Source organism: Pseudomonas sp. PAGU 2196, from assembly GCF_022179005.1.
Lineage (GTDB): Bacteria > Pseudomonadota > Gammaproteobacteria > Pseudomonadales > Pseudomonadaceae > Aquipseudomonas > Aquipseudomonas kermanshahensis.
Genome location: NZ_BNTL01000021.1, coordinates 1 through 14,547, shown reverse-complemented (window position 1 = coordinate 14,547; position 14,547 = coordinate 1). Strand labels below are relative to the sequence as shown.

Sequence of the window (14,547 nt, the reverse complement as noted above, 5' to 3'; positions counted from 1 at the left end):
GCTGCGCTCCATGGCGATGCCCACCAGCACGTCCGGGCCCACACCCAGTTCACGCAGCTTGTGCGCCAGCTGATTGGCTTTGCCGTTGAGTTCGGCGTAGCTCAGGGTCTGCTCGCCGAACACCAACGCCGGGGCGTCCGGAGTGGCGAACACCTGGGCTTCGATGAGTGAGTGAATGCTGCGCTCATTCGGGTACACCGCGACGGTATCGTTCCAGCCTTCGACCATCAACTGCTGTTCTTGCAGGCTCAGCATCGGCAGCTCGCCGACTGCGGCATCCGCATCCGCGACCAGTGCCTGCAGCAAATCCGCAAAGTTAGCCGCCAGGCGGCCAATGGTCTCGTCGCTCCACCGCGTACGGTCGTGGTTGTAGTGCATTGCCAGGCTGCTACCCAGCTCAACCACCAGGGTCAGTGGGTAGTTGGTTTGCTCCTGCACGGCCACGTTGCCAAAGCGCAAGCGGCCGGGCGCGCCTTGTTGCAGCGCCTCGGAGACCGGGTAGTTCTCAAACACCAGAATGCTGTCGAACAGCGCGTCACCGCCCTGCCCGGCCCAGCGCTGCACGTCGTACAACGGGGTGTGCTCGAACTCGCGCAACGCCAGGTTGCAGCCTTGAACCTGGGCGATCCACTCGCCGACACGCTGCTCGGCACGGGGTGCACCAATCACCGGCAGGGTGTTGATGAACAGGCCGATCTGCTCCTCAACGCCTGGCAAATCTGCCGGGCGGCCGGCCACGGTGGCGCCGAAGCAGACACTGGCCTGGCCGGTATAGCGCTGCAACAGCAGCAGCCAGGCCGATTGCACCAGGGTGTTGACGGTAACGCGGTTAGCCCGGGCGAAGGCTTCGATGCGTGCGGTTTGCTCGGCATCGAGGGCCAGGCGATGATCACCGTAGCCGCTGCCCGCATCGCCTGCGCAACCGGCAATGGCCTGGGCCAGGCGCGTCGGCTCGTCGAGCGCGGCCAACTGGGCCTGCCAGAAGGCTTGGGCAACTGCCGTATCCTGACGTTGCAGCCAGGCGATGTAATCCCGATAGTGCGTGGCCTGGAACCCGGTCGTCGGGCCAGCATAACGCTGCAGGACTTCGCCCAGCAGGCGCGAGGTGCTCCAGCCATCCATCAAAATATGGTGGTTGGTATAGATCAGGTGGTAACGGTCATCGTCAATACGGACCAGCACTAGGCGCAGCAGCGCCGGCTCATCAAGCGCAAAACCACGCTGACGCTCGTCTTCGGCCAATGCTTGCAGCGCCGCTTCGAGCGCTGGTGCTCCACGCCAGTCGTGCTCGCTGAACGGCAGCGTCACCTGCTTTCGGACCACCTGCATCGCCTGGTCCAGGTCCCCTTCCCAGACAAACCCGGTGCGCAGAATGTCGTGCGCATCCAACGCCGCCTGCCAGGCCTGCTTGAAGCGCAGTACCTCCAGCCCCTCGACATCGACCCGCAACTGGTTGATGTAGTTGCCGGCCTGTTGGTCGTAGAGCGTGTGGAACAGCATGCCCTGCTGCATCGGCGACAACGGATAGACATCGGCGATCGAAGCCGCCGCCACGGGCAGGTGGTCCAGTTGTACCTGGCTCAAACGTGCCAGCGGGAAGTCCGACGGGGTGAACCCGCGATGCCCGGGTACGCAGCAATGGGCAATCAACGCCTTGAGCTCTTCAGCGTACTCGTCGGCCAGGCGTTGCACTGTCGACGCATCGAACAACGCGCTGCTGAAGGTCCAGCCAAGTTTGAGCTCACCGGCATACACCTGACCGTTGATTGCCAGCAGATTGCTCAGTGGCGCGGCTTGGTCATGGGGGTCACCGCTGTACTCTTTAGCGGGAACGAACAGGCCTGCCTCATCGCCGAAGCTGCCGTCGAACTGGCCCAAGTAGTTGAAGACAATTTCACCCTGTGGCAACTGCGCCAGTGCCTGACGCTGTTCGTCACTCCCCAGGAAGCGCAGCACACCATAACCAATGCCTTTTTCAGGCACCGCGCGCAGTTGCTCTTTGATCGCTTTGACCGAATCGGCCATGCCAGCGCTCGGGGTCAATTTCACCGGATAAACACTGGTGAACCATCCGACGGTGCGGGTCAGATCGAGGTCATCGAACACATCCTCCCGTCCATGCCCTTCCAAACGAACTACCACGTCCGGCTGCCCTATCCAACGGCTAAGCACCCGCGCCAGCGCGGTCAGCAACAAGTCGTTGATCTGCGTGCGATAGGCCGCTGGCGCATCCTGCAAGAGCTGACGGGTACAGGTTTTATCCAGACGGGTCGTCACCGAGGCGGCATGCCTGACCAGGTTTTCGCCACCCGGATGGTCCACAGGCAATGACGCGCCTCGTGCCGTTTGCAGGCTACCTTGCCAATAGCTGACCTCATGCTCCAGCTCGACGCTGCTGGCATAGGCCTGCAAGCGTTGGGCCCAGGCCTGGAACGAACTGGTCTTGGCCGGCAAGCTCGGCGCTTGACCGGAACCCAGCGAGGCATAGGCCTGTTGCAAGTCTTCCAGCAATACCCGCCATGAAACACCGTCCACGACCAAGTGGTGAATCACCAGCAGCAACCGCTGGCTACCATCAGGCAGCAACGCGAGCACCGCACGCATTAAGGGCCCTTGTTCCAGGTCGAGGCTGCGTTGCGCCTCGTCGACAAGCCCGCGCAGCGCTTCGTCATCGCGCAGCGTACGGGTCCACAACACCGCTGACGGCGCTGCTGTGCCGAAGCTGGCCGACCAATTGCCACCAGACGTTGCGAACTGCAAGCGCAGCGCATCGTGATGCGCAAGCAACGCGTGCAACGCCGCATTCAGTCGATCCGCTTCCAGCGCGGTATTCGGCGTGAGCAGCAACGACTGGTTCCAGTGATGGCGCTCGGGGATATCCGCATCGAAGAAGCGACGCTGAATCGGGGTCAGCTGCATGTCGCCCACGACCAGGCCTTGGTCGATGCTCAAGCCTGCCGACAACCGGGCAACCGATGCCAGCCCTTGTACGGTCTGGTGCTCGAACAACTCCTTGGGCGTGAATTGAATGCCGGCCTGACGTGCCCGGCTGACCACTTGCAAGGAAATGATCGAGTCGCCGCCCAACTCGAAGAAGTTGTCGGCCAGCCCGACCTTGTCCAGTTTCAATACGTCCGCCCAGATCACTGCAATCGTACGCTGCAGGTCCGTTTGCGGTTCGAGGTAGGCCTGCTGTAAAAGGCTGGCATCCGCGTGTGGCAGGGCTTTGCGGTCCAGCTTGCCATTCGGCGACAGCGGCAGCTGATCCAGGAACAGCAAGTGTGCAGGCACCATGTATTCAGGCAGTGCGGCCTTGAGTTCGACCCGCAGGGCATCACGCAGCGTCGACTGAGTATCAGCGCCGCCTTGCATCACCGATGGCTCGGTCGGCACCACATAACCCACCAACTGGTGCCCCTGCGGCCCTGGCTGAGCCAATACCACGGCTTGACGCACACCTGGTAATGCCTGCAGGCGGGCTTCGATTTCACCAAGTTCGATACGGAAACCGCGAATTTTCACCTGATGGTCAATACGCCCGACATACTCGACGACCCCATCGATGCGGTAGCGCGCCAGGTCACCGGTGCGGTACAGGCGCTCACCCTCCGGGGCTCCAAACGGATCGGGGATGAACCGTTCTGCCGAGAGCTGGGCCTTGCGGTGATAACCGCGTGCCAGGGCTTTACCACCGATGTACAGCTCTCCACAGACGCCAACCGGCACCGGATTGAGGCCCGAGTCGAGGATATGGATCCGCGTATCAGGCAGCGCCTTGCCGATCTCGACGTCGCCCTGCCGAACGCTCAAACGCTCACTGTGAGTCGCATTGATCGTCGCCTCGACCGGGCCGTAACGGTTGTAGATTGCCACGTGCGGCAAGCACTCCAGGGCCCTGTTGAGCAGGTCATGGGTGATGGCCTCGCCACCCGAGAACAAACGCTTCAGGCTATGGCAGTGGGCAACGTGCTCCGCGTCGAGGAAACTTTTGAGCATGGACGGAATGAAGTGCAGGGTCGTGACGCCATGGGCGCGAATCAGATCGATCAGAAGCGCCGGGTCACGCTGATCACCCTGCCGTGCCAGCAGCACCTTGGCACCACAGGTCAATGGCCAGAGCAGTTCCCACACGGACACGTCAAAGCTGAACGATGTTTTTTGCAGGACCACATCGTGCTCGTTGAGGCCATAGGTGTTCTGCATCCAGCGCAGGCGACCACAGAGTGCTTGCTGATCAACGCCTGCACCTTTCGGTTTGCCGGTCGAGCCAGAGGTGTAAATGACGTAGGCCAGGTTCTGCGCTGCACTGGTTTGCGTCAGGTTCTCGCCTGGGTAACCTGCAAATTCATCGTGTCGGTCGACGACAACGCAGTGCATCCGTGCCGGCACCGGTACGTGCGCAACCGATGATGCCTGCGTCAGCAACAGCTGAACATCACTGTCCTTGAGCATATAGGCCAAGCGGTCCTGCGGGTAGTCCGGGTCCAGCGGCACATAGGCGCCGCCCGCCTTGAGCACAGCCAGCAACCCCACCACCATCTCCAGGCTGCGCGCCATGGCGATACCGACCAGCACATCAGGGCCTACACCCAGCTCACGCAACCGGCCTGCCAGTTGGTTAGCCCTGAGGTTCAGCTCGGCATAGCTCAACGACTGCCCCTCGAAAAGCACCGCCACGGCATCAGGGGTCTGTGCTACCTGCGCTTCGATCAACTGGCTGACACTCAGCTCATCGGTGCTGACGGCGGCCTGGTAGTTCCAGTCCGAGACCATCAGGCGAGCTGCTTGCGGATCCAGCAGAGGCAGGTCGCCCAGTGCCGTGGTGGCATTGTCGACGAGCGCCTCGAGCAGATTGGCGAAGTGGCTGGCGACCCCTTGGATCGCTTGCGTACTCCACAGCGTTCGATCATGGGTGTAGCGGACGGACAGCACATTGCCGAGCCCGATTGCCACGCTGAGGGGGTAGTTGGTCTGCTCCCGGTTAGCCACTTCCCCAAACTGCAAGCCGGCCGGCGCGCCTTGCTGGAGGGCTTCGGACACCGGATAGCTCTCGAACACCAGGAGGTTGTCGAACAGTGCCTCCCCGCCCAGGCCTGCCCAGCGCTGCACTTCGTACAACGGCGTGTGCTCGAACTCACGCAGGGCAAGGTTGCTCGCTTGCACTTGGCTGATCCACTCAGCCACCGTCTGCTCCACGCGAGGGGAACCGATCACAGGCAAGGTGTTGATGAACAACCCGATCTGTTCCTCCACACCCGGCAGGTCAGCCGGTCGCCCTGCTACCGTAGCGCCGAAGCACACGGTCGATTGCCCCGTATAGCGGTGCAGAAGCAGCATCCACGCAGATTGCATCAGCGTATTGACCGTGACCCGGTTAGCTCGGGCGAACGCTTCGACACGTGCGGTCTGCTCGCGGTCGAAAACCTGGTGGAAGGCTGCGTGACCAGAAGCCTGCGCACCCGGCGCCATGCGTATGGCATGCACCAGACGCGTCGGTTGTTCCAGCGCCGTCAATTGCTCCTTCCAGAAGGTTTCAGCGGCAACCGCATCCTGGCGCTGCAACCACGCGATGTATTCGCGGTAATGCGCGCTCTGGGTCGGCAGTGCCTGACCGGCATAGCGCTGCAGCACTTCCCCCAACAGACGCGACGTACTCCAGCCATCCATCAGGATGTGATGATGCGTGCATATCAGATGATGACGTTGCTCACCGGTACGCACCAACACCAGGCGCAACAAGGGGGCTGCATCCAGCACGAAGCCGCGTTGTCGCTCACGCTCGGCCAACGCGTCCAGCGCTTGATCTGACGTTGGCTGATTGCGCCAATCCTGTTCAGTGAACGGCAGCTCGACGTGCTTGCGTACGATCTGCACCGCGTGGTCCAGGTCTCCCTGCCAGACGAAACCGGTTCGCAGAATATCGTACGCCCCCAGCGCGCCCTGCCAGGCATGCTTGAAGCGCTCCACGTCCAGCCCGTCCACGTCCACGCGGAGCTGGTTGATGTAGTTGCCGGCCGACTGCTCGTACAGCGTATGGAACAACATGCCCTGCTGCATGGGTGCCAGCGGGTAGATATCGGCGATCTCGGCGGCGGGTACCGGCAGGCTGTCCAGTTCGGCCTGGCTCAAGCGGGCCAGCGGGAAATCCGAAGGCGTCACTCCGCGATTGGCCGCCTGGCAGCAATGGGTGATCAGCGCCTTGAGTTCCTGGGCATACTCATCAGCCAAGCGCTGAATGGTCGACGCGTCGAACAGTTCCCGGCTGAAGGTCCACCCCATTTTCAGCTCGCCCGCATAGACCTGCCCGTTCAGTGCCAACAGGCTGCCCAAGGGCGCCTCTTCGCTTTGATTGGCCCCGCCATCCTCCTTGGCTGGCGTGAAGACGCTGTCTTGCTCCTGGAAACTGCCGTCGAATTGCCCCAGGTAGTTGAAGACAATTTCACCCTGCGGCAGGCTCTCCAGCACCTGCCGGCTGTCATCGCTGCCAAGATAGCGCAGCAGCCCGTATCCAATACCCTTGTTGGGGACTGCCCGCAGTTGCTCCTTGATGACCTTGATCGAGCTGTCGAGTTGCGCCTGAGCAGTCAAAGTCACCGGATAGATGCTGGTGAACCAACCCACGGTGCGCGTCAGGTCCAAGTCGTCGAACACGTCCTCACGGCCATGCCCTTCCAGGCGCACCAGTACGTTAGTCCGCCCGGTCCAACGGGCCACCACACGTGCCAGCGCTGCGAGCAGCAGGTCATTGATCTGGGTGCGGTAGGCCATGGGCGCTTCATGCAAAAGCTTGCGCGTCCACTGTGCATCCAGATGGGTGCTTGCGTAGGCGGCGTGCCTGACCTGGTTACCGCCTTGCAGATGATCTCGGGGCAAATCGTCGTCAGCATGCTGCAACTGTGCGTGCCAGTAGCTCAGCTCCTGAGCCAGATCGGCGCTTTTGCCGTACGCCTGCAGCCGTTCGGCCCAAGCCTTGTAGGCGCTGGTCTTGGCAGGCAATTCGACAGGCTGGCCGGCCGAGACTGACAGATAGGCCTGCTGCAGATCCTCAAGCAGTACACGCCATGACACACCGTCAACGACCAGGTGATGGACCACCAACAGCAGCCGTTGGTCACCATCAGGCAACGTGCCCAGCAATACCCGCATCAAGGGGCCACCGAGCGTGAAACTGCGCTGCGCATCACTGGCCGCGCGCAGAAGCGCGTCCATGTCGCTGAACGAGCGATGCCACAGCACGTCCTGGGTATCAACATCGTTGAACGTGCCTTGCCAACTTCCGCCAGCCTGATCAAAACCCAGGCGCAGCGCGTCGTGGTGCTGCAGCACGTGTTGCAGTGCGGCACTCAGATGCTGCGGGTCGATGCTTACGCTGGGTGCCAGCAGTACCGACTGGTTCCAGTGCTCAGGCTGGGGCATCGCCTGATCGAAGAACCAATGCTGAACAGGTGTCAGCGGCGAGGTACCGGTGACTGCGCCTTGGTCGATGACAACGTTATCGGCACACCGCGCAACCGATGCCAAGCCTTGTACGGTCTGGAATTGGAACAATTGCTTGGGCGTGAACTGGATGCCTGCCTGGCGCGCACGGCTGACCACCTGCAAGGAAATGATCGAGTCGCCACCCAGCTCGAAGAAGTTATCGGTCAGCCCGACCTTTTCCAGTTTCAACACACCCGCCCAGACCGCAGCAATACTGCGTTCCAGTTCGGTACGAGGCTCAAGGTACTGGGCTTGGAACACGCTGATATCGGGCTGTGGAAGCGCCTTGCGATCCAGCTTGCCATTGGGCGTCAGCGGCAACGCTTTGAGGAACACAAGCTGCGCCGGGACCATGTATTCCGGCAGGCTTTGCTTGAGCTGGCCACGCAACGCATCACGCAGCGCTGACTGCTGCTCGAGTGTGTGCATCACGGCATCATCGGCCGGTACCACATAGCCCACCAATTGCTTGCCACTTGGGCCATCCTGAGCCAACAGGACCGCTTCGCGGACGGCCTCCAGGGCCTGCAGCCGCGCCTCGATCTCACCCAGCTCGATACGGAAACCACGAATCTTCACCTGGTGATCGATGCGACCGGCATACTCGATCAGCCCGTCTTCCTGGTAGCGGGCGAGGTCGCCGGTACGGTACATCCTGCCGCCGCCCTGCTCATCGAACGGGTCGGGAATGAAGCGTTCGGCTGTCAGGCCTGGGCGGCCGAGATAACCCCGTGCCAACCCCGCACCGGCCATGTACAGCTCGCCGTTTACACCTACCGGTACCGGCATTACCGCTTCACTCAGCAGATAAACCGCACTGTTGGCGATCGGCCGGCCAATGTTGGCTTTGCCATTGGCGCAACGTAGGGTAAAGGTGGAGTAGGTCGTGTCCTCGGAAGGGCCGTACAGGTCATAAACCTGTTGCACATGCCCGGTCGCGTACAAGTCGTCGACCAGCGACTGCTTCAGCGCTTCCCCGGCAAGGTTGATGGTGCGAACGGTTGCCGGCAGGGCATCGGTCTCAAGCAGCATCTTGATTGCCGAAGGTACGGTGTTGACCAGGCGTACGCGGTCTTTGGCCGCCAGGTGTGGCAGCTCCAGCGCGTTGGCAGCAAGGACCGCGTAGCCTCCGGCCGACAGCGTGACGAACAGCTCCCACACCGACAGGTCGAAACAGATTGAGGTCGAGGCCAGCACACCGCACAGGTCCTCTTGGCTGTAAACCGTCAGTGCCCAACCAATCAGCGCCGTTACGTTGCGGTGCTCGATCAGAACACCCTTGGGTTTGCCTGTGGACCCAGAGGTATAGATGCTGTAGGCCAAACTGCCCGGTTCGGTCAGGCAGACCGGATCGGTTACCGGGTATGCCTGCAGCGACAACTGATCCAGCAACAAAGTCCTGGCATGGAACTCCTCAGGCATGCGCGCAAGCAGGTGCGACTGGGACAACAGCAAGACCGACTGGCTGTCCTCAAGCATGTACTCGATACGGTCCTGCGGGTATTCAGGATCGAGCGGCACATAGGCGCCACCCGCCTTGAGGATTGCCAGTAGGCCAACCACCATTTCAGGGCTGCGCTCCATAGCGATGCCCACCAGCACATCCGGGCCTACCCCCTGCTCACGAAGCCTGTGCGCCAACTGGTTGGCCCGTTCGTTCAGCGTTGCATAACTCAACACCTGATCGCCAAACAACAAAGCCGGGGCGTCGGGTGACACACGCACCTGAGCTTCGAACAATTGGTGCATGGCTTTATCGGCAGGGTAATCCGCTTGCGTGCTGTTCCAGTCGCTGATGACGCGTTGCTGCTCTTGCGGGCTCAGCATCGACAAGCCTGCAACAGGCTGGTGCGGCTGCCCTGCGATGCTGACGAGCAAGTTCAGCCAATGCCCTGCCATGCGCTCGATGGTGGCCGCATCGAACAGATCGGTCGCATACGTCAACGCCGCGCTGATACCCGCTTCGTGCTCGAACGTGTCCAGTGCCAGGTCGAACTTGGCCACATGGCTCTCAGCCGCCAACTCCTCCATCAGCAGGCCTGGCAGGTTGCGCCCTTCGCTTTTTTTGGTCTCGGTCTGGTGGTTGTACATCACCTGGAACAACGGGCTGTGGCTGAGGCTGCGCTCCGGCTGCAAAGCTTCGACCAGTTGTTCGAAAGGCAAATCCTGATGCGCCTGCGCGCCTAAAGCACGCTGCCTGACTTGCTCCAGCAGCTCGGTAAAGGTGATGCCCAGGTCGAACTCGGCACGCAGCACCTGGGTATTGACGAAGAAGCCCGCCAAGCGCTCCGTCTCGGCACGGTTGCGGTTGGCGATCGGAACGCCCACGCGGATATCCGCCTGCCCTGAGTAGCGGTGCAGCAGCGTTTGAAAGCTGGCGAGCAACAGCATGAACGGTGTCACGCCCTGCTGCTGCGCCAATTGCTTGAGCGAACCGACCAGTTCCCCGTCCAAAGGGATTTCCAACCGTGCGCCCTGTTGGCTGTGGACCGCCGGGCGAGGACGATCGGTCGGCAACTCCAGCACCGGTTGCTCATCACCCAACTGTGCTTTCCAGTAGGTAAGTTGCCGGTCCTGTTCACCCGCCTGCATCCAGGCCCGCTGCCAAATGGCGTAGTCGGCGTACTGGATCGGCAACGCCGGCAACTGCACGTCGCGGCCTTGGCTGAACCCTTCATAAAGCTTGACCAGGTCTTGCACCATCACCGGCAAGGACCACCCGTCAGCCACGATGTGGTGCAACGTCAGTGTGAGCACGTGCTCTTGCGCCCCCAACTGCAACAGCCTGGCCCGCATCAGTGGCCCATGCTCCAGGTCGAAGGGCAGCTGGGCCTCAGCTTCAAGGCAGGCACGAACAGAAGGCGCAGTGGCCTCCACAGGCTCCACGACCAGCGCGAACGGCATGTGCGGATGAAGGACCTGTACGGCCTGTTCACCCTCCAGCCGGAAGGTGGTACGCAGCGTTTCGTGGCGGTCGATCAACGACTCGAAACTGCGCTGCAAAGCGCTGATGTCCAGTGCACCGGTGAATTTCAAGGCAGCAGGAATGTTATAGGCAGAACTTTGCGGCTCCAGCTGCCAAAGGAACCATTGCCTTTGCTGAGCAAAGGAAAGCGGTATCGGGTCGACATCGCCACGGCTCTGCGGGATCGGTAACTGCGCAAGGCTCATGCCCTTCGATGCGAGCTTTTCAAGAAAGAGCTTGCGCTGCGGCAGGGGCAGGCCAATGAAGCGTTTTACCAGTTCCAAGTTTCTGTTATCCGTTTGCATCTCAAACTGCCTCAAGCTCGCTCATGAAGTCCTGGAGGTCGTCCAGGTCTGCATCGGTATTGGAATTCAAGCCACTGATCATGGCTGCGTATGCCTGCAGGTTTTGGGCCTGGAACAGCAAGGCGAGCGGCAAGTTGATGCCCAGCTCAACCTGCAGGCGAGCCATCACCTGGGTCGCCAGCAAGGAGTGGCCACCCAGTTCAAAGAAGTTGTCGTAAAGGCCCACCTTGTCCAGCTTCAGCACATCGGCCCAGACCGCTGCGATCCGTTGCTCCAATGCACTTTGTGGCGCCGTGAACTGGCCCTGCAGCAGGCTGGCATCCGGTTGCGGCAGCGCCTTGCGGTCCAGCTTGCCGTTGCCGGTCAGCGGCAAGCTGGCGAGGAACAGCACCTGAGTCGGCACCATGTATTCCGGCAGGCTTGCCTTGAGCGCTTCGCGCAGGGAAGCCCGCAGCACAACCTGGCCTTCGAGGCTGTCCAGGACCGTGCTGTCGACAGGTACCACATACCCCACCAGCTGTTTGCCATGCGGGCCATCCTGGGCAACCACCACCCCCTGGCGCACTGCGCCCTGCTCCTGAAGGCGTGCTTCGATCTCACCCAACTCGATACGGAAACCACGAATCTTCACCTGGTGATCGATGCGCCCCAGGTACTCGATCACGCCATCACCGCCATAGCGGGCCAAGTCTCCCGAGCGGTACAGGCGGCCACCGTGGCTATCGAATGGGTTCGGTACGAAACGCTCTGCAGTCAACGCCGGGCGACCGTGATAGCCACGTGCCAGGCCCTCCTGGCCAATCATCAGCTCACCCTGGCTACCGGGCACGATCGTGTTCAAGGCGCCGTCCAGCAGGTACCAACTCAGGTCAGGAATCACCTCGCCAATCGGGCTGCTGCCAACCTGCTTGAGGTCGTCCCGACGGATTGGCCGATAGGTCACATGCACCGTGGTCTCGGTGATGCCATACATGTTGATCAGGCGCGGCTGGTGGTCACCGAAAACGTCGAACCAGGGCTTGAGGCTGCTCACATCCAACGCCTCACCGCCAAACACCACATGCCGCAGTGCCAGCTGGTTGCCAGCCTGCGCTGCGCTGCAGGCCAGCGGGATCAGTTGCTGAAACGCCGAGGGCGTCTGGTTCAGGACTGTGACCTGCTCGCTGACCAACAACCCATGGAAATCTTGCGGTGAACGCGCCACATCCCTCGGCACAATGACCGCCTTGCCGCCATACAGCAGCGCGCCGTACAACTCCCACACTGAAAAGTCGAACGCGTAGGAGTGGAATACCGTCCAGACGTCGCTGGCATCGAACCGGAACCAGTCCTGGGTCGCCGCGAACAAGCGCACCACGTTGTGGTGCGCCAGCAGCGCACCCTTGGGTTTGCCCGTGGAACCCGAGGTGTAGATCACATACGCCAGGTTCTGCGGTGATACCACGCGATCCAGGTTCGCCTCGCTGTAGTCGGCCAGCGCCCTATCGTCCAGGTTCACGGTCTGCATGCCTGGCGTAATCGGCAAGGCATCGCGCACGTGGCTTTGGATCACCAACAAGCCGATGCCACTGTCCTCGAACAGGTAGGCAAGGCGATCCTGGGGGTATTCCGGGTCTAGCGGCACATAAGCGCCGCCCGCCTTGAGGATGCCGAGCAGGCCGACGACCATGTCCAGGCTGCGCTCCACGGCAAGCCCCACCAGTACGTCGGGCCCGACACCCAGTTCGCACAGTTTGTGCGCCAAGCGGTTGGCGCGGCGGTTCAATTCGCCGTAGCTCAGTGTCTGGCCGGCAAAAATCAAGGCGGGTGAATCCGGCGACAACGCGACCTGGGCTTCGATCAACTGATGAAGCGTGTGCTCGCTGGGGAATTTCGCCGGGTTGCGGTTCCAGTCCTGAATGATTCGGGCCTGCTCCTGCTCTGCCAGCAGAGGCAGATCGGCAACGCGCTGCTGTGGTTCGTGAACAATCCCCTGCAGCAGGTTCAGCCAGTGCCGGGCCATGTGTTCGATAGTCTTAGCCTCGAACAGGTCAGTGGCATAGGTCAGCGCAGCACTGATGCCGTGCTCATGCTCGAAGGTGTCCAGGGTCAGGTCAAACTTGGCCGTGTGGCTGTCCCAGGCCAGTTCTTCCATCTCCAGCCCCTGCAGACGGCGGCGCTCGCCTTTGGCCTGGGTCTGGTGGTTGTACATCACCTGGAACAAAGGGCTGTGACTGAGGTTGCGCTCGGTCTGCAGGGCCTCCACCAGTTGCTCGAACGGCAGGTCCTGGTGCGCCTGAGCACCCAGCACACGTTGCTTGACCTGTTGCAGCAGCGCAGTGAAGGTCATCTGCAGGTCGAATTCTGCGCGCAGCACTTGAGTGTTGACGAAGAAGCCGATCAGCCGCTCGGTCTCGACCCGATTACGGTTGGCGACGGGCACACCGACACGGATATCGCACTGCCCGCTGTAGCGGTGCAGCAATGCCTGGAAGCTGGCCAGCAACACCATGAAGGGCGTCGCGCCCTGTTGCTGGGCCAACTGCTTCAGCGCGCCAGCCAGCGTGCTGTCGATTGCCACAGTAACGCGGGCGCCGTGGTAGCTGCTGGTCGTCGGCCGCGGCCGGTCGGTGGGCAGCGCCAGCACGGGCTGTTCGTCACCCAGTTGTTCGGTCCAGTAGGCGAGCTGTCGCGCCTGCTCGCCGGCCTCCATCCAGTTTCGCTGCCAGATGGCGTAGTCGGCGTACTGCACCGGCAGCACAGGCAGGTCCACCGCCTGCCCTTGGCCGTAGCCTTGGTAGAGCTGCACCAGTTCATTGATCATCAGCGGCATCGACCAGCCGTCAGATACGATGTGGTGCAGGGTCAGCACCAGCACCTGTTCGCCCGGCATCAGCCCCAGCAACTTCACCCGCAACAGCGGGCCCGTTTGCAGGTCGAAGGGCAGCTGGGCTTCGCGCTCGACGTGACGACGCACGCTGGCGTCATCGGCCTGCTCCAGCTGTTCGAACATCAATTCGAAGGGGGTGTGCGCATGGACCACTTGTACGGCCTGCTCGCCTTCCAGGCGGAAGGTGGTGCGCAATGTCTCGTGACGGGCGATCAACGCCTCGAAGCTGCGCTGCAGGGCAGCAGTGTCCAACTGCCCTTTGAAGCGCAAGACGGACGAGAGGTTGTACGCGGTACTCACCTCCCCCAGTTGTGACAGTATCCACAGCCGCTGCTGGGCATAGGACAGCAGTACCGGCTCTTCTGGATCCCTCGGGAAGATCGGCGTGACCCCATACAGGTTGACGCCTTGTTTCTTGAGCAAGGCTGCCAACGCCTTACGTTTTTGGGTGGACAACGATACGACCGTATCGAGCAGCTCTTGCACAGGGAATCTCCTAAGAAATCAGCTCTTCAATTTCCTCCGTAGGTAGACGATTGAGCACTGGCAAGGATTTAGATGGAAATTCGCGCCGCTTACCGTGTGGGCGCCGGTTGGCCGGCTCCCACACGGTCCCTGCTAAGTCAAAAAGCTAGGAAACCAGCTCATCGAGCTCTTCCGTGCTCAAGCTGTCGAGCAACGCCAGGGACTTGGCCAACTGGTCCTGGGTAGCGTCGATGACGGGCGACTTGGCTTCAAGCTGGCGGCTGAAGTCAGCCAGGACAGGGAACTCGAAGAGCTCTTTCAGCTCGGCCGAAACACCAGCTTGCTCCTGGATGCGCACGATCACCGAAGTCGCCAACAGGGAATGGCCACCTAGCGCGAAGAAGTTGTCAGTGAGGCCGACCTTCTCCAGCTTCAGTACATCGGCCCAGATCGCCGCGATCTGC

The 14,547-nt window shown here is 61.6% G+C and carries 3 protein-coding genes; all 3 read right to left on the bottom strand.

All coding sequences use genetic code 11. The features are described from left to right. On the bottom strand, positions 1–10,728 hold a 10,728-nt coding region (locus MFF34_RS18780; protein WP_238215786.1), incomplete at its 3' end, for a non-ribosomal peptide synthetase. A 22-nt stretch (positions 10,729–10,750) separates the two neighbouring features. Beyond that, entirely contained in the window at positions 10,751–14,104 is a 3,354-nt protein-coding gene (locus tag MFF34_RS18775; protein ID WP_283236623.1) for an amino acid adenylation domain-containing protein, read from the bottom strand. A 145-nt stretch (positions 14,105–14,249) separates the two neighbouring features. Continuing rightward, a partial coding sequence (locus MFF34_RS18770; RefSeq protein WP_238215784.1) for a phosphopantetheine-binding protein occupies positions 14,250–14,547 on the bottom strand: 298 nt, incomplete at its 5' end.